This is a genomic window from Acidovorax sp. AC410 (assembly GCF_979253235.1).
Window position 1 is genome coordinate 2,598,512 of the sequence record NZ_CEEDCG010000001.1, and the last position, 15,949, is coordinate 2,614,460.

A 15,949-nucleotide genomic window follows, 5' to 3' on the forward strand; every position below is an offset into this window, starting at 1 on the left:
GGCCCGTCACAGGTTCTGCCCTGCGCGCTTGAGCTCGGTGATCGACTGCGCCTGGGCCTGCTGCAGCGCCTGTCTGGCGCTGGTCTGGCCCGAGGCGATCAGCGCGATCGCCTTGTTGAGCTGCTGGTCCACCTGTGGGTAGACAGACACCGTGCGGTACTTCATGTGCCCGGTCTTGGAGGCCAGCTCGATCGAGTCCAGTGCCAGCTGGGCCAGGTCGTTGCCGTTGATGATCTGCTTGGCGCGAAACTCCTTGGAGTCGATGTCCGAGCGGCGGGCCGGTGAGCCGTAGCCTGCCGCCACCGCCTTGCGCGTGGTCTGCTTGGACAGCGCCCACTGGATGAAGGCCCAGGCGGCCTCCTTGTTCTTCGAACCCGTCGGAATGCCCAGGCCATGCACGGCCGTGCCCGGGAAGCGGCCGGCAGGCCCCTTGGGCACCTGGCCGAACTTCAGCGTCTTGATGGTCTTGCTGGTGGCTGCATCGCCCAGTTGCGCCAGGTGCAACTGGCCGGCGTCGGTGAAGTTCACGCGGCCGAGCTTGAGCGCCTGGGTCACCTGGTCGGGCGTGTAGGTGATGGCACCGTCGGGCCCGAACTCGCGCAGCAGGCTGGCGTAGTACTCGGCTGCGGCAATCGCTTCGGGCGTGTCGAGCGTGGGGTACAGGTCGTCGGGAGCCTTGCGGAACACGTCGCCACCAAAGGCGTGCAGGTAGGGCACGAAGGTCCAGCCGTAGTGGCTGTCGGAGACGAAGCCGGCCACGCGCTCCTTCTTGTTCACGGCGCGCAGCACCTTCACCAGGTCGTCCGTGGTGTCGGGGTAGGCCAGGCCGGCCTGTTGCACGAGGTCGAAGCGCGACGAGGCAGACAGCAGCGCCTCCGCCGTCCATGGAATGCCGTAGAGCTTGCCGTCCTTGCCGGTCTCGGGCGCACGGGCACCGGGCAGGAAGTCGTTCACATCCCAGTCGGCGAGCGTGAGGTTGGGGTTCTTGATGAAGTCGTCGAGCGGCGTGAGCCAGCCCGAGTTGATCCAGCGGCTCGAGTAGATGAAGGTCACGTTGACCACGTCGTAGGCCGAGCCCTTGGTGGACAGCTCCAGGTCGGCACGCTGGTTGTAGACCGGGAACGAGGGCGCGTCGAAGTTCACCTTGGCCCCCGTGAGCGCCTCGAACTCGGGCAGGTACTGCTGCAGCAGCTTGGGATAGGCGGCGCTGAAGGTCGAGACGTTCAGGGTCAGGCCCTGGAACTTCCTGGCGCCGCTCTGGGCATGGGCGAAGCCGGGCAGCAGGGCGGTGGCGCCCAGGGCCGATGCGGCCTGGAGCAGTTGGCGTCGTTGGGTCATGGCAATGGCTCCGTGGCGTCAGGCCGTGGTGGTGATGACGCTGTCGATCTGCGCGTCGTTGGTGGCTTCGGGACGAGTGCGGGTGCGGCTCCTGCGGCCGTCCACGCCCACGGCCGGCTCGCCGTGCACGGTGACCCGCCGCACCAGGCGTGCCTGGTTGCCGTAGTCGTTGATGGCGAAATGCTGCGTGGCGCGGTTGTCCCAGATCGCCACGTCGTCCTGCTGCCATTGCCAGCGCACGGTGTTCTCCAGGCGGACCACGCGGTTCTGCAAAATTTCGAAAATGCGCGCCGATTCGGTGCTCGAAAAACCTGCGATCTTCTTGACGAAGTGCCCCAGCAGCAGCGCGCGCTCGCCCGACACCGGATGCACATGCACCACGGGGTGCTCGGCCTCGTACACCGCCGACACGAAGACCTTGCGGTGGTGGTTCAGGCGCTCCTCCTCGACCACCACGCGCTCGGCGCCGTAGTCGTAGTCGTTGCTGTGCACGGCCCACAGGCCGTCGGCCAGGCGCTTGAGGTCGTCGGGCAGGCGGGCATAGGCGGCGGCCGTGTTGGCCCATACCGTGTCACCACCATAGGCCGGGATCTTCACGCCGCGCAGGATGCCGTACTTGGGGAAGGCATCGAGAAAGGTCACGTCGGTGTGCCACGAGTCGGCACGCCCGCCACCCTTGGAGGCGTCGAGCTCGAAGATGCGGGTGCCCGTGGGCGAGGGCACCGTGGGGTGGGCCACGGTCTTGCCCAGCCGGGCGCCGAAGGCCTGGTGGCTGGCATCGGTGAGGTGCGTCTGGCCGCGAAAGAACAGCACCTTGTGGCGCACCAGCGCGGCCGTGAGATGGGCAACGGTCGCATCGTCCAGCTCGCCCGACAGCTTCAGGCCAAGGACTTCACCGCCCAGGCTGCCCGCCACGCGGCGGATGCGCAGGTCGCCAATGGAGGTATCGATGTTGGATTGGGACGGTGTTTCGCTCACGGGCAGGCTCCAGCTGTGGGGGGAGCGCTGGATTCTGCGGATGCAGGCCGTGTCTGCGAAGCAATGAAAACCGATATCCAAGCTACCCGAACATTCGGCAATATCGAAAGCAGAAAAAGTAGGGAGCGGCAGGCTCAGCGCAATGCCTGCGCTGCGGGGGCCTTCAGTCCGTGGCCAGCGTGCCCGCCGTCGGTCCGGCCTGCAAGGTAAGCGCATCGCTGCGGTCCTTGAGGCCGATGCCCGTGAGCCCCAGGCGCCGCGCCTCGGCGCACAGCCACCACAGGCGCGCCGCCGCAGCGGCCGGTGCCAGGCCCTCGGGCCGCACGTTGGAGATGCAGTTGCGCTCGGCATCGCTGCGGCCTGTTTGCGGGTGCCAGGTGAGGTAGATGCCCAGGCTGTCGGGCGAGCTCAGGCCCGGGCGTTCGCCGATCAGCACCGCCACCATGCGCGCCCCCAGCAGCGCTCCCACCTCGTCGCCCAGCGCCACGCGCGCCTGGGTGGCGATCACCACCGGGCCCATGCGCCAGCCCGGCGGTGCCGTGCCCACGATGGCCTGCACCAGCGGCACGGCATTGCGCTCGGTGGCCAGGGCCGACAGGCCGTCGGCCACCACCAGCAGCAGGTCGCAACTGGCCCCATCGCCGTCTGCCTGAGCGCGCAGCCGCTGCGCATCGGCATCGCCCAGGCGCCGGCCCAGGTCGGGGCGCAGCAGGTAGGTGGCGCGGTCGGGCGCGGCGCTGGCCACGCGCAGCGTGGTGCAGCCCAGCCCGGTGAGCTGCACCGCCAGCGCGTCGGCGTCGAGCGGCAGGTGCACGGCATCGCGCGCCTGGGCATGGGCCAGGCCGAAGTCGAGCAGTTCGCGCGTGGGGATGGCCGTGCCCGCGCGGCCCAAGGCCAGCCGCGCGGCAGTATGGACGCGCAGGTCGCCCCAGGGGTCGGGCGGCGGGCTGGTGAAGGGCGTTGAATCGCTCATGCCCGCATACCGATCTGCCGCAGCTGCGCGATGGCGGTCTGCTGTTGTGCGGCGGGCAGCAGCCGCCCCGCGCCGTCGGCCAGCTGCATGCGCTGCAGCCAGGCCTCGAACTCGGGCGCGCGTTGGAGGCCCAGCACCTCGCGCAGGTACAGCGCGTCGTGGAACGAGGTGCTCTGGTAGTTGAGCATGATGTCGTCGGCCCCGGGAACGCCCATGATGAAGGTCAGGCCCGCTACGCCCAGCAGCGTCATCAGCGTGTCCATGTCGTCCGAGTCGGCCTCGGCATGGTTGGTGTAGCAGACGTCGCACCCCAGCGGCACGCCCAGCAGCTTGCCGCAGAAATGGTCTTCCAGCCCGGCGCGGATGATCTGCTTGCCGTCGTACAGGTACTCCGGCCCGATGAAGCCTACCACCGTGTTGGTGAGCAGGGGCGAGAACGCGCGTGCCACGCCGTAGGCCCGCGCCTCGCAGGTCTGCTGGTCCACGCCGTGGTGGGCGTTGGCCGACAGGGCACTGCCCTGGCCGGTCTCGAAATACATCACGTTGTCGCCCAGCGTGCCGCGCTTGAGGGACAGGGCCGCCTCGCGCGCCTCTCGCAGCAGCGCCAGGTGGACGCCAAAGCCGGCGTTGGCCTTCTCGGTGCCGGCGATGGACTGGAACACCAGGTCCACCGGCGCGCCCTGCTCGATCATCTGCACGGTGTTGGTCACGTGGGTCAGCACACACGATTGCGTGGGTATCTGCAACTTGGTGATGACCTCGTCCAGCATGTGCACCAGGCCGGTGAGGGCGGCGATGCTGTCCGTGGCCGGGTTGATGCCGATCACCGCGTCGCCCGCACCGTAGAGCAGGCCGTCGACCATCGACGCCGCGATGCCGCGCAGGTCGTCGGTCGGGTGGTTGGGCTGCAGGCGCACGGCCAGGTGGCCCGGCAGGCCGATGGTGTTGCGAAAGCGCGTGACCACCCGGCAGTTGCGCGCCACGGCCACCAGGTCCTGGTTGCGCATGAGCTTGCTCACGGCGGCCGCCATTTCGGGGGTAAGGCCCGGTGCCAGGGCCGAAAGCGCCGTGCTGTCGGCCGCCAGCAGCCAGTCGCGCAGCCCGCCCACGGTCAGGTGGGCCACGGGGGCAAAGGCCGCCGCGTCGTGCGTGTCGATGATGAGGCGGGTGACCTCGTCGCTCTCATAGGGCACCAGTGCTTCGCTCAGGAAGCGCGCCAGCGGCACGTCGGCCAGGCACATGCGCGCGGCCATGCGCTCCACTGCCGAGCCGGCCGCGATGCCGGCCAATGCGTCCCCGGACCGCGCTGGCGTGGCTTTGGCCATCAGTTCGCGCAGGTCGCCAAACAGCCAGCGGGTGCCGCTCACGGTGTGGTGGTAGGGGGCCGGCGCGTGCATGGTCGAGTAAGGGCGGTTGGGGGTCAGGCAATGATGACGTGGCTGCCCGCCGCCTGCAAGGCCGACAGGGCGGGCAGGGCGCGCGCACCCGCATCCGTGATGATGGTGTCGATGTCGGCCAGGCCGGCGTACACCACGCGGCTGGCCTGGCCGATCTTGCTGTGGTCGGCCAGCACAATGAGGCGCTGCGCCTGCCCCGCCATGGCGCGCGCCACTGCGGCCTCGCGGTGCTCGAAGCTGGTGGCGCCGTGCTGGCCGTGGATGCCCACGGGCGAGAGCAGCGCCACATCGGCGCGGTAGCGGTGGATCTCTGCCACCGTGGTGTCGCCATGGGTGGCCTGCACCCCGGGATCGGTACGCCCACCCAGCAGGATCACCTCGTTGCGCGCCGTCCGTCCTGCATCGGCCCCGGCCAGCCGCAGTGCCACATTGAGCCCATTCGTCACCACCGTCATCCCGGACAGGGCCGACAGCTCCTCGGCCAGGATGGTGGTGGTGCTGCCGGCATCCAGGAACAGCGTCTGCCCAGGCTGCAGCTGCTGCAGCGCGGCGCGGGCGATGGCGCGCTTCTCGCGCTCATGCACGGCCTGGCGCACCGACAGCGGCGGCTCGGGCTCGGGGCCGGGGGCCACGACACCGCCGTGCACGCGGCGCAGCACGCCCTGGGCCTCCAGCTCGACGATGTCGCGGCGCACGGTCTCGCGCGATACATCGAGCTCCTGCGCGATGCGCTCGGTGCTCACGCGCGACAGCGTCGACAGCAGCGTGCGGATGCGTATGAATCGTTCTTCCTGCAGCATGTCCTTCAGGTCCTGTCGGGTGTGTTCGTCATGCGGTGGGCCGGCGCTTGCGCGCCAGCAGGTGCAGTGCCAGTGCCAGCGATCCCACCACTGCCATGATGCAGGTCGAGAACGCCGCTGCCTGCGAGGTGAAGCCGGCCTCGTCCAGCCGCATCACCGTGACCGCCCCCATGGGCAGCGACGGGGTGATCAGGAAGATCACGGCCGACAGGGTCACCATGGAGCGCATGAACAGGAACACCAGCACCGCCAGCAGCGTGGGCATGAGGGCCGGCAGCACCACATCGCGCAGCACGCGCCAGGTGCCGCCGCCCAGCACGGTGGTGGCGTCTTCCAGCGTGGCGGGCACGTTGCGCATGCCGGTCATCATGGTCACGAAGCCCTGCGTGTGGTAGTGATAGTAATTGCACAGCGCGAGCAGAATGGCCGTGCCGTACAAGAGGCCCCAGGGCATGCCGCCCGCGTTGAAGGTGAATACGTAGGCCAGGCCCAGCACCAGCCCTGGCACGCCCACCGGCAGGGCCGAGAGCAGCGTGGCGGCGCGTGCTGCAGGCCCCGGCAGGCGGCGTATGCCAAAGCACAGCAGGAACAGCAGGGCGGTGCCGATGATGGCGGCCAGGGCCGATACCCAGAGCGAGGTCCACAGCGGCGCATAGCCGCCCGCAATGGTGATGTCGTAGTGCTTGAGCGAAAGGTCCAGCCGGTAGGGCCACAGGCGGATGAAGCTGGCCAGTACCACCGTGGCCACCACGGCCACGATGGAACCGGCAATAACCAGGTTGGCAAAGAAGAACGCGGTGTCGCGGCCTGCCCGGCGTGTGGGTGTGGCCGGCAGGGCCGACTCGGCCCCGGCGCCGGCGCGCCGGGCCGCAAAGCGCTCGATGAAGATCGACAGCGCCGCAGGCGCCAGCAGCAGCAGGCCCACCACCGCCCCCATGCCGAACTTCATCTGCCCGCTGACCTGGTTGTAGATCTCGGTGGCCAGCACGGGGAAGTTGCCACCGATCACCACGGCGTTGCCGAAATCGGTGATGGTGATGGTGAAGACCACGAAGGCTGCGCTCAGCAGGCCGTAGCGCGCCTGCGGCAGCGTGATGTCGCGGAACTGGCGCCACGGCGTGGCACCCAGCACCTCGGCGGCATCGTACTGGCGCGCGTCGCCCTGGCGCAGGGCCGTGCGCACGATCAGCACCGCCTGGGGCAGAGCGTACAGCACGTCGGCAATCAGCAGGCCCCAGAAGCCGTAGATATCGGGCCGCACACCGAGCATCTTGCCCACGATGCCGTTGCGCCCGAGCAGGAAGATCAGCCCCAGGCCCAGCACCAGCGAAGGGGCCAGCATGGGCAAGGCCAGTGCCATGCCCACGAAATTGCGCCCCGGCATGCAGGTGCGCTCCATCCCGTAGGCCACCACGAAGGCCAGCAGCAAGGTGACGGCCGTGGTCACCGCACCCAGCAGCAGGCTGTTGGACAGGGCGCGCCACACGCCCGGCGTGTCCAGCAGCGCGGCGTAGTTGCCCCAGCCGATGCCGCCGCTGTCCTGCATGGCGCTGCGCCAGGCGATGGACAGCATGGGAATGCCGAAGAACAGCACCAGCGCCGCCAGCGGCAGCCACAGGCAGGCGCGCAGCAGCCAGCGTTCGCCTGCACTCATGGGGGGCAGGGCGGCGCTGCTCATGCCTGCACCCAGGCACAGTCGTCGGCGTTCAGGCCCAGGGCCACGGCATCGCCGGGTTGAAGCGGCTGGGCGCTGCTGGTTTCCACCAGCAGGTCGAGTTCGTGCCAGCGCACCTGTATGCGCTGGATGCTGCCCAGGAAGGTGGTGCCGAGCACGCGCCCGGGTGCGTCGGCACGCGCCTCGATGCGCAGGCGCTCGGGCCGCACGCACAGCAGGGCCATGCCATCGGGTGCCGAGCCAGGTAGTGCTGGCTGCAGTGTCTGCGCCTGCGCTGGGGTGAGCAGGTTGCTGTGCCCCATGAAATTGGCCACGAAGCGGGTGCGCGGGCGCAGGTACAGCTCGCGCGGCGTACCGGCCTGCTCGATGCGGCCCTGGTGCATGCAGACCACGCGGTCGGCCATGGCCATGGCTTCCTCCTGGTCGTGGGTGACCATGATGGTCGGGATACCCAGGCGCCGCTGCACTTCGCGCAACTCATGGCGCAGGTCGGCGCGCACGCGTGCGTCCAGCGCCGACAGGGGCTCGTCGAGCAGCAGCAGCAAGGGGTTCACCGCCAGCGCGCGCGCAATCGCCACGCGCTGCTGCTGGCCACCCGACAGCTGCGCCGGGTAGCGCCCGACGAAGTCGGCCAGGCCCACCATGTCCAGGAGTTCGGCCACCCGCGCCTGGGTGGCTGCTGCAGGCGTGTTGCGGATGGCCAGGCCGTAGCCCACGTTCTGTGCCACGGTCATGTGCGGGAACAGGGAGTACGACTGGAACACGATGCCAAAGCCGCGCTCGCGCGCTGGCAGCGTGGCCAGGTTGCGACCACCCAGCGTGATGGCGCCACCGTCCGCCGGCAGCAGCCCGGCGACGATGCGCAGCAGCGTGGTCTTGCCGCAGCCGCTGGGGCCCAGCAGGCAGACGAACTCGGCGCTGCCCACAGTGAGCGTGATGCGTTCGAGCGCCACCTGGCCCTCGAAACTCTTGTGCAGGTCGTTGATCTGCAGGGACATGGTGGTGCGCGTGCCTTCTGGTTCTGGGGTGGTCGTCGAAACGGTGCGCGTTCAGCGGCCGATGGTCTTTTGCCAGGTCGAGAGAATCGTGTCGCGGTCCTTGGCAGACTTGGCGAAATCCATCGGGTACAGGGTCTTGGACAGGTCCGCCGGCAGGCCGGCTGCCTTGGCCGCCTTGGATTGGGGCGCGCCGGGGATGGTCACGATTTCCTTGTACTTGGTGTACAGCGCTGCGGCACTGGGCGACAGCGTCCAGTCGAGAAAGCGCTTGGCGTCGGCCTTGTTCTTCGAGGCCGCCATGAGGCCCGAGGCCTCGAGCTCGTAGCCCGCCCCGTCGGTCGGGATGACCATCTTCAGCGGAAAGCCTTCTTCCACCGACTGCATGGCCGCGAACGCCAGCGAGGTGCCGATGGCGAACTCGCCCGCCCGCGCGGCCTTGCAGGGGCGCGAGCCCGACTTGATGTACTGGGCCACGTTGCCGTCCAGCGCCTTGAGGAACTTCCAGCCTTCATCCGTGCCCTTGGACTGCAGCAGCGCCGCGATCTGCAGGTAGCCCGTGCCCGACGACACCGGGTTGGGCATGACCACCTCGCCCTTGTAGACCGGGTTGGTCAGGTCCTTCCACGACTGGGGCATGGGCAGGTTCTTGGCCTTGAGCACTTCGGTGTTCACGCAAAAGGCGGCCATGTAGCCGGTGGTGGTGAACCACTTGCCGTCGGCCGCCTTGTCCTTGGCGGCGAGCTTGTCACTGCCTTTGGCGGTGTAGGGCTCCAGCAGCGCAGTGATGCGTGGGTCCAATGTGTTGGTCAGTGCCCAGCCCCAGATCACGTCGTGCTGCGGGTTGCTGGCCTCGGCCAGGATGCGCGCACCCAGGTCGCCTGTGGACAGGCGCAGCACCTTCACGTCCACGTCGGGCATGTCCTTCCTGGCGGCAGCGACGTATTCCTTGATTTCGTCCTCTTCAAGGGCCGTGTAGGCCGTGACGGTGCCTGCATGCACTGCGGGCAGGCCGCCAGCGAGCACGCCGCACAGCGCAAGAAACCGCAAGGCCGAAAGAGCGGGGGAGTGGGTCAGCATGAATTTTCTCCAGAACGGTGCGTTGCAAGAAGTTGGGGCGGCAGAGCCGCAGGACTCTCACCATGTTTGTGCGTTTTATTGCACTTGTGCTAATTATTGTTTTTGCACGAAAATACACAAGCACTAAATATGCCAACCGATGGATCCTTTGCGCTGCGTGCGGAGGTCCGTCGATGGGCTCCGTCCAACCTCCATTGCCCTGACCGGCCGACTCCCATGAACAGCACCACCCCTTCCCCTGCCGTCCTCGGCGGAGTCTCGTTCGTGCCCATCGCGCTGGCGATGGCAGATGCGGCGCGCGCCCCGTCGATGCGCTACTTCCGCACGCCGCTGGATGTGCTCACCAAGTCGGATGAAAGCCCTGTGACCGTGGCCGACCGCGAAACCGAGGCCGCCATGCGTGCCGTGCTGAACGCGCAGTGCCCGGACCACGGCATCCTGGGCGAGGAGCATGGCCGCGAGCGGCTGGAGGCGCCCCATCTGTGGGTGATCGACCCTATCGACGGCACCAAGAGCTTCATCACCGGCTCCCCGCTGTGGGGCACGCTGGTGGCCTTGTTGCATCAGGGCCGGCCGCTGCTGGGCCTGATGGACATGCCGGCGCTGGGCGAGCGCTGGCTGGGCGTGGCCGGTGAGGGCACGCAATGCAACGGCCACACGGTGCGCGCAAGCAGCTGCCAGGCACTGGCGCTGGCGCGCATCTACACCACCTCGCCCGATGCCTTCGCGGCCGACGAATGGCGCCGCTTCGATGTGCTGAGCCGTGCATGCGCGCTGCGGCGGTTCGGGGGCGACTGCTATGCGTACGCCCAACTCGCGGCCGGGCATGTGGACTTGGTGGTCGAGGCCGGCCTGCAGCCCTACGACTACCTCGCGCTGGTGTGCCTGGTCGAGGGGGCGGGTGGCTGCATCACCGACTGGCAGGGACGTGCGCTCACCGTGGAGTCGGATGGCAGGGTGGTGGCCGCAGCGACGCAGGCGCTCCATGCGCTGGCCCTGGAGCATCTGTCAGGGGTATGAGCCCGCCTGACAAGTTGTTTAGCTGTTTTGGTTGTTAATAACTGAGAAAACATTCGTTCCCAGAATAAGCGGCGCGACCTAGAGTGAAGGCATCAGGGGCACATATGCCCAGATTCCCCACGAGGTTCCCATGTCGGCCGTTCTGTCACCCGCTTCCCATCCCCCGTCCGCCGTCACCGGCGATGCGCCGCCGCAAGGTCTGGCGATCCGCACCGTGGCCGGCTCCGCTGGCCCGCTGGGCGCCGAGGTGCTGGGTCTGGACCTGTCGCGCCCGCTGGGCCGCGAGGACTTCGCTCGCATCCACCGCGCGCACCTGGACCACCATGTGCTGGTGTTCCGCGACCAGTGCATCACGCCGCGCCAGCACATCGATTTCAGCCGCCTGTTCGGGCCGCTGCAGATCCACGTGCTCAAGAATTTCCAGCTTGCGGACCATCCCGAAATCCTGATCGTCTCCAACATCAAGGACGCCGCTGGCCAGCCCATCGGCCTGGGCGATGCGGGCCACTACTGGCATTCGGACCTGTCGTACAAGAACAAACCCAGCCTGGGCTCGCTGCTGCACGCGCAGGAACTGCCAGGCGAGGGCGGCGACACCTTGTTCGCCGACCAGCATGCCGCCTACGATGCCCTGCCCGAGGCGCTCAAGGCACGTGTCGCGCCGCTGCAGGCGGAGCACAGCTACCTGGCCAAGTACGAGGAACTGCGCGCCCGCAGCCCCTGGCGCCCGAAGCTCACCCAGGCGCAGATCGACGAGGTGGCGCCTTCCATCCACCCCGTGGTGCGCACGCATCCCGAAACCGGCCGCAAGGCGCTGTTCGTGAGCGAGCATTTCACCACGCGCATCGTCGGCCTGCCCGAAGACGAGAGCCAGGCCCTGCTGGCCGAGCTGTTCGCCGCCAGTGTGCGCCCCGAATTCACCTACCGCCACCCGTGGCAGCCGCACGACCTGGTGTTCTGGGACAACCGCTCCGTCACGCACCTGGCTGCGGGGACGCCAGATACCGAGCGCCGCAAGCTGTATCGGACAACGATCGAGGGTGATCGCCCGTTCTGATCGGCCCCTCTCAGTTTTGCCCCCTTCCTTTTTCTTGACCGCACAGGACTCCTTGACCATGTTCCAGACCACCCGCCGCCGCATCGTGCGCAAAACCATCGCCGCCCTGGCCACTGCCGGGCTGCTGGCTGGAGGGTTGGGCTTGACCACCAGCGTCCACGCGGCCGAGGGCCAGCTGCGCATTGCGCAGCAGTTCGGCATCGTCTACCTGCTGCTCAACGTGGCGCAGGAGAACAAGCTCATCGAAAAGCACGGCAAGGCCGCGGGTGTGGACATCAAGGTCGAGTTCTTGCAGCTCTCGGGTGGCTCGGCCGTCAACGATGCGCTGCTGTCAGGCAACATCGACATCGCCGGTGCCGGCGTGGGCCCGCTGTTCACGCTGTGGGACCGTACCAAGGGCCGCCAGAATGTCAAGGGCGTGGCCTCGCTGGGCAACTTCCCGTACTACCTGGTGAGCAACAACCCGGCCGTGAAGACCATTGCGGACTTCACCGACAAGGACCGCATCGCGCTGCCGGCCGTCGGTGTGTCGGTGCAGTCGCGCGTGCTGCAGATGGCCTCGGCCAAGCTCTGGGGCGACAAGGAGTTCAACCGCCTGGACAAGAACCAGGTGGCCCTGCCGCACCCCGATGCGGCGGCGGCCATCATCAAGGGCGGCACCGAGATCACGGGCCACTTCGGCAACCCGCCCTTCCAGGAGCAGGAACTGGCCGGCAACCCCAAGGCGAAGATCGTGCTCAACTCGTATGACGTGCTGGGCGGCCCGGCATCGGCCACCGTGCTCTATGCCACCGAGAAATACCGCAGCGAGAGCCCCAAGACCTACAAGGCCTTCGTCGATGCACTCGACGAAGCCGCGAAGTTCGTCGCCGCCAACCCCGAGAAAGCGGCCGACATCTACCTCAAGGTGACTGGTGGCAACACCGACCGCGCGCTGCTGCTCAAGATCATCCAGAACCCCGAGGTGCAGTTCAAGGTGCGCCCGGAGAACACGTTGGGCATGGGCCAGTTCCTGCACCGCGTGGGCGCCATCAAGAACCAGCCGACCGCGCTCAAGGACTATTTCTTTGAAGACGCCCTCACGGCGTCGGGCAACTGAGCTTCGGCATGGGCGAGCACACCATCCGCATGGGCCCCTTCTCGCCGCCGCTGCAGAGCGAGCGTGCGGCGCTGCAGGACGACGAGGCGCGGGCCCTGGGTGCTCCAGCCGCTGGTGGTGACACTTCTGCGGTGCCAGCCAATCATGCTGCCGCCCTGCTGCAGGTGCAGGGCGTGAGCATCGACTACCGCACGCGCGAGCGCGTGGTGCGCGCCACGCACCGCGTGGGCTTCGACGTGCATGCGGGCGACCGCTTCGTGCTGCTCGGTGCCTCGGGCTGCGGCAAGTCCACCTTGCTCAAGTCGATTGCCGGTTTCATCGCACCGAGCGAAGGGCAGATCCTGCTGAACGGCCGCGCCGTCACGCGGCCCGGGCCCGACCGGGTGGTGGTGTTCCAGGAGTTCGACCAGTTGCCGCCCTGGAAGACGGTGCGTGACAACGTGATGTTCCCGCTCCTGGCCTCACGCAGCGTGGGCCGCAGGGAAGCCGCCGAGCGCGCGGCGCTCTACATCGACAATGTGGGGCTGACAAAGTTTGCCGACGTGCATCCGCACCAGCTGTCGGGTGGCATGAAGCAGCGCGTGGCCATTGCGCGCGCGCTGGCCATGCAGCCCCAGGTGCTGCTGATGGACGAGCCTTTTGCCGCGCTCGACGCCCTCACGCGCCGGCGCATGCAGGAGGAGTTGCTTTCGCTGTGGGACGAGTTTCGCTTCACGCTGATCTTCGTCACCCATTCCATCGAAGAGGCGCTGGTGGTGGGCAACCGCATCGCCATCCTCTCGCCGCATCCGGGGCGGCTGCGCGCCGAGCTCAACAGCCACCAGTTCGGGCTGCACAGCCTGGGCGGAGCGGAGTTCCAGGCCACGGCGCAGCGCATCCACCGCCTGCTGTTCGACGAACCCGCCGCCGGTGCCGTGCCGGGCTCGGTGCAGGCCGACGCCGAAGCCCTGGCGCCAGGCCGCCGCGATGGCGTGCCGCTCATCCCCCCACCGCGGCCTGCGGGTTCGCTGCCTTTCCAGATTTCCGTATGAGCGCCTCCCTGCTGACACCTCCCGTGCGCCCCGAGTTCGAGCGCAGCCTGGAGCCGCTGGGCTGCATCGCGCCCGTGCAACCCCTGCCCCTGGCCGCGCGCATCTGGCAGCAAGCCTGGCTGCGCAAGCTGGTGATCCTGGCGGTGCTGGCCGTGCTGTGGGAGGTGGTGGCGCGCTGGCAGGACAACGACCTGCTGCTCCCCACCTTTTTGCAGACCGCCAAGGCGCTGGTGGAGGGGCTGGCCTCGGGCGAGCTGATCGCCAAGACGGCGATCTCGCTGTCGGTGCTGCTCAAGGGCTACCTCGCAGGCATCTTCGGGGCCTTCGTGCTCACCACGCTGGCCGTGTCCACGCAGTTCGGGCGCGACCTGCTGTCCACGCTGACCTCCATGTTCAACCCGCTGCCGGCCATCGCATTGCTGCCGCTGGCGCTGCTGTGGTTCGGCCTGGGGCAGGGCAGCCTGGTGTTCGTGCTGATCCACTCGGTGCTGTGGCCGCTGGCGCTCAACACCTACGCGGGCTTCCAGTCCGTGCCCGAAACGCTGCGCATGGCCGGGCGCAACTATGGCCTCACCGGCATCCGTTACGTGCTGCAGATCCTGGTGCCGGCTGCGCTGCCGTCCATCCTGTCGGGCCTGAAGATCGGCTGGGCCTTTGCCTGGCGCACGCTGATCGCGGCCGAGCTGGTGTTCGGCGCGTCGTCGGGCAAGGGAGGGCTGGGCTGGTATATCTTCCAGAACCGCAACGAGCTCTATACCGACAAGGTGTTTGCGGGCCTGGTGCTGGTGATCCTGATCGGCCTGGCGGTGGAGAGCCTGGGCTTTCATACGCTCGAACGCCTGACCGTGCGCCGCTGGGGTGTACAGCGCTGAAGTTAGCGCCAGCCACCCTACACTCGGGGCATGCTCCGCTGGTTCCTCGTCGTCTTTCTTGCGCTGATCTTCATCAGCTGGCTATCGCCCATGCTGCGGCGCATCGGGTTCGGCAAGCTGCCGGGCGACCTGCGCTTCAGGTGGCGGGGGCGTGAGTGGGACATACCCCTTGCATCCACCCTGCTGCTGAGCTTTGTTGCCAGCATGATTGCCAAATTCGTTTGAGCGCAGTCACTCCCCTGCCTCCTGCAGGGCTTGCAGGAAGGCCTTGCGCCACCAATGCACGTCGTGCTCGCGGATGCGGGCCATGAGCTTCTGGTGCCGCGCCTGCCGCTCGGGCAGCGGCATCTGTAGGGCATGCTGGATGCTGTCGGCCGTGCCCTGGGTGTCGTAGGGGTTCACCAGCAGGGCTTCCTTGAGCTGTTCGGCCGCGCCGGCAAAGCGCGAGAGCACCAGCACGCCGGGGTTCTCGGGGTCCTGCGCCACCACGTACTCCTTGGCCACCAGGTTCATGCCGTCGCGCAGCGGCGTCACCAGGCCCACGGCGGCGGCGCGGCACAGGCCGGGCACGCGCTTGCGCGCCACGGTACGGTGGATGTAGCGCACCGGCATCCAGTCGAGTTCGCCGTAGTCGCCGTTGACCGAGCCGCACAGTCCTTCGAGCTCCTGGCGCAGGTCCGAGTAGGCATGCACATCATCGCGTGAGGGCGAGGCGATCATGATCATCGTGGCACTGTTGCGGTTCTCGGGGTAGCGGTCCAGCAGTTCGCGGTAGGCGCGTACGCGGTGCGGTATGCCCTTGGAGTAGTCGAGCCGGTCGATGCCCAGCAGCAGGCGCCGACGCGAGTATTCGTCGCGTATGTTCTCGTAGGTTTCCACGGCGTCGGGGGCCTCGGCGAGGCGTGTGAACTCGTCCACGTCGATGCCGATGGGGAAGGCCTTGACCTGCACCGTGGCGCCAAAGGCGCGCAGGCGCTGGGCAGCCACCTCTTCGGCGCTGCCCTCGCTGCGCACGTAGCGCGTGAAGTGCGACACGTCGGCCTCGCTCTGCAGTCCCACCAGGTCATAGGCGAACAGCGAACGCATCAGCCACTCGTGCTGCGGTATCGCCGCCATGATCAGCGGCGGCGGCATGGGGATGTGCAGGAAGAAACCAATGCGCTGGCGGCAGCCCATGGCACGCAGCTCTGCGGCCAGCGGGATCAGGTGGTAGTCATGCACCCAGATGATGTCGTCGTCGCGCAAGAGCGGTAGCAGCTTGCGCGCGAACATCTGGTTCACTCGGCGGTAGCCGGCGATGTAGCTGGCGTTGAAGTCCGCCAGGTCCAGCCGGTAGTGGAACACCGGCCATAGCACGCTGTTGCTGTAGCCCTGGTAGTAGGCATCGTGGTCTTCGCGGCACAGGTCCACGGTGGCCAGGGTCACGGCACCGGCGCTGCGCGTGTGCATCTCGCCCTCGCCAGGCGTGCCGCCCTCAACCACGGTGCCGCTCCAGCCGAACCAGAGCCCTCCGGTCTGGTTCAGCGCTTCGCCCAAGGCGACTGCCAGCCCTCCGGCGGCGGGTTTGCGGGGATCGGCAAGGCGGTTGGAAATGACAACAAGACGGCTCATCACCCGATGATCCGTGCAGATCG

15 protein-coding genes are annotated in these 15,949 nt (G+C 67.9%); 6 read left to right on the plus strand and 9 right to left on the minus strand.

Translation table 11 applies throughout. The features are described 5' to 3' along the window. Positions 1–6 precede the first annotated feature (6 nt). The 8 genes from AC0IZS_RS12170 to AC0IZS_RS12205 all read right to left on the minus strand — a co-directional run bounded on the left by AC0IZS_RS12170 (position 7) and on the right by AC0IZS_RS12205 (position 9,236). Positions 7–1,338: an ABC transporter substrate-binding protein gene (locus tag AC0IZS_RS12170; protein ID WP_471635847.1), complete on the minus strand. Its 1,332-nt coding sequence runs from the start codon at positions 1,336–1,338 to the stop codon at positions 7–9. 18 nt (positions 1,339–1,356) lie between these two features. Beyond that, the gene (locus AC0IZS_RS12175; protein ID WP_471635848.1) at positions 1,357–2,316 is read right to left on the minus strand and encodes a TauD/TfdA dioxygenase family protein; all 960 of its coding nucleotides are present in this window, start codon (positions 2,314–2,316) and stop codon (positions 1,357–1,359) included. Between the two features lie 163 nt (positions 2,317–2,479). Beyond that, a complete protein-coding gene (gene eutC, locus AC0IZS_RS12180; RefSeq protein ID WP_471635849.1) occupies positions 2,480–3,289 on the minus strand; it encodes an ethanolamine ammonia-lyase subunit EutC in 810 nt (269 codons plus the stop codon). Further along, positions 3,286–4,686 carry an ethanolamine ammonia-lyase subunit EutB gene (locus AC0IZS_RS12185; protein ID WP_471635850.1) on the minus strand — a complete coding sequence of 467 codons (1,401 nt, stop codon included), beginning with the start codon at positions 4,684–4,686 and terminating at the stop codon, positions 3,286–3,288. The genes eutC and AC0IZS_RS12185 overlap by 4 nt, the downstream gene beginning before the upstream one ends. A gap of 23 nt (positions 4,687–4,709) precedes the next feature. Further along, positions 4,710–5,486: a DeoR/GlpR family DNA-binding transcription regulator gene (locus tag AC0IZS_RS12190; RefSeq protein ID WP_471635851.1), complete on the minus strand. Its 777-nt coding sequence runs from the start codon at positions 5,484–5,486 to the stop codon at positions 4,710–4,712. Between the two features lie 28 nt (positions 5,487–5,514). Beyond that, entirely contained in the window at positions 5,515–7,140 is a 1,626-nt protein-coding gene (locus AC0IZS_RS12195; RefSeq protein WP_471635852.1) for an ABC transporter permease subunit, read from the minus strand. A gap of 20 nt (positions 7,141–7,160) precedes the next feature. Beyond that, on the minus strand, positions 7,161–8,159 hold the full coding sequence (locus tag AC0IZS_RS12200; protein ID WP_471635853.1) for an ABC transporter ATP-binding protein: 999 nt from the start codon (positions 8,157–8,159) through the stop codon (positions 7,161–7,163). Between the two features lie 51 nt (positions 8,160–8,210). Then, on the minus strand, positions 8,211–9,236 hold the full coding sequence (locus AC0IZS_RS12205; protein WP_471635854.1) for an ABC transporter substrate-binding protein: 1,026 nt from the start codon (positions 9,234–9,236) through the stop codon (positions 8,211–8,213). 216 nt (positions 9,237–9,452) lie between these two features. Here AC0IZS_RS12205 and hisN point away from each other — a divergent pair, with 216 nt between their 5' ends. From hisN to AC0IZS_RS12235, 6 genes are all read left to right on the plus strand, one after another. After that, a complete protein-coding gene (hisN, locus tag AC0IZS_RS12210; RefSeq protein ID WP_471635855.1) occupies positions 9,453–10,256 on the plus strand; it encodes a histidinol-phosphatase in 804 nt (267 codons plus the stop codon). 130 nt (positions 10,257–10,386) lie between these two features. After that, entirely contained in the window at positions 10,387–11,313 is a 927-nt protein-coding gene (locus AC0IZS_RS12215) for a TauD/TfdA dioxygenase family protein (RefSeq protein WP_471635856.1), read from the plus strand. A 58-nt stretch (positions 11,314–11,371) separates the two neighbouring features. Next, positions 11,372–12,412, plus strand: coding sequence for an ABC transporter substrate-binding protein (locus tag AC0IZS_RS12220; protein ID WP_471635857.1), 1,041 nt, complete (start codon positions 11,372–11,374; stop codon positions 12,410–12,412). Between the two features lie 8 nt (positions 12,413–12,420). After that, entirely contained in the window at positions 12,421–13,443 is a 1,023-nt protein-coding gene (locus AC0IZS_RS12225; protein WP_471635858.1) for an ABC transporter ATP-binding protein, read from the plus strand. Beyond that, positions 13,440–14,315 carry an ABC transporter permease gene (locus AC0IZS_RS12230; protein WP_471635859.1) on the plus strand — a complete coding sequence of 292 codons (876 nt, stop codon included), beginning with the start codon at positions 13,440–13,442 and terminating at the stop codon, positions 14,313–14,315. Before AC0IZS_RS12225 ends, AC0IZS_RS12230 begins: the two co-directional genes overlap by 4 nt. A gap of 30 nt (positions 14,316–14,345) precedes the next feature. After that, entirely contained in the window at positions 14,346–14,540 is a 195-nt protein-coding gene (locus AC0IZS_RS12235; protein WP_471635860.1) for a DUF2905 domain-containing protein, read from the plus strand. 6 nt (positions 14,541–14,546) lie between these two features. On the opposite strand, the gene otsA is transcribed toward AC0IZS_RS12235, so the two are convergent. Then, complete coding sequence (gene otsA / locus AC0IZS_RS12240; RefSeq protein WP_471635861.1) at positions 14,547–15,926, minus strand: alpha,alpha-trehalose-phosphate synthase (UDP-forming); 1,380 nt, start codon at positions 15,924–15,926, stop codon at positions 14,547–14,549. Positions 15,927–15,949 lie beyond the last annotated feature (23 nt).

Coding starts and splice junctions, on each gene's coding strand:
- AC0IZS_RS12195 (WP_471635852.1), bottom strand. CDS start 7,140: ATGAGTGCAGGCGAACGCTGGCTGCTGCGCGCCTGCCTGTGGCTGCCG.
- AC0IZS_RS12205 (WP_471635854.1), bottom strand. CDS start 9,236: ATGCTGACCCACTCCCCCGCTCTTTCGGCCTTGCGGTTTCTTGCGCTG.
- AC0IZS_RS12200 (WP_471635853.1), bottom strand. CDS start 8,159: ATGTCCCTGCAGATCAACGACCTGCACAAGAGTTTCGAGGGCCAGGTG.
- AC0IZS_RS12225 (WP_471635858.1), top strand. CDS start 12,421: ATGGGCGAGCACACCATCCGCATGGGCCCCTTCTCGCCGCCGCTGCAG.
- AC0IZS_RS12220 (WP_471635857.1), top strand. CDS start 11,372: ATGTTCCAGACCACCCGCCGCCGCATCGTGCGCAAAACCATCGCCGCC.
- AC0IZS_RS12185 (WP_471635850.1), bottom strand. CDS start 4,686: ATGCACGCGCCGGCCCCCTACCACCACACCGTGAGCGGCACCCGCTGG.
- AC0IZS_RS12235 (WP_471635860.1), top strand. CDS start 14,346: ATGCTCCGCTGGTTCCTCGTCGTCTTTCTTGCGCTGATCTTCATCAGC.
- eutC (WP_471635849.1), bottom strand. CDS start 3,289: ATGAGCGATTCAACGCCCTTCACCAGCCCGCCGCCCGACCCCTGGGGC.
- AC0IZS_RS12230 (WP_471635859.1), top strand. CDS start 13,440: ATGAGCGCCTCCCTGCTGACACCTCCCGTGCGCCCCGAGTTCGAGCGC.
- otsA (WP_471635861.1), bottom strand. CDS start 15,926: ATGAGCCGTCTTGTTGTCATTTCCAACCGCCTTGCCGATCCCCGCAAA.
- AC0IZS_RS12190 (WP_471635851.1), bottom strand. CDS start 5,486: ATGCTGCAGGAAGAACGATTCATACGCATCCGCACGCTGCTGTCGACG.
- AC0IZS_RS12215 (WP_471635856.1), top strand. CDS start 10,387: ATGTCGGCCGTTCTGTCACCCGCTTCCCATCCCCCGTCCGCCGTCACC.
- AC0IZS_RS12170 (WP_471635847.1), bottom strand. CDS start 1,338: ATGACCCAACGACGCCAACTGCTCCAGGCCGCATCGGCCCTGGGCGCC.
- hisN (WP_471635855.1), top strand. CDS start 9,453: ATGAACAGCACCACCCCTTCCCCTGCCGTCCTCGGCGGAGTCTCGTTC.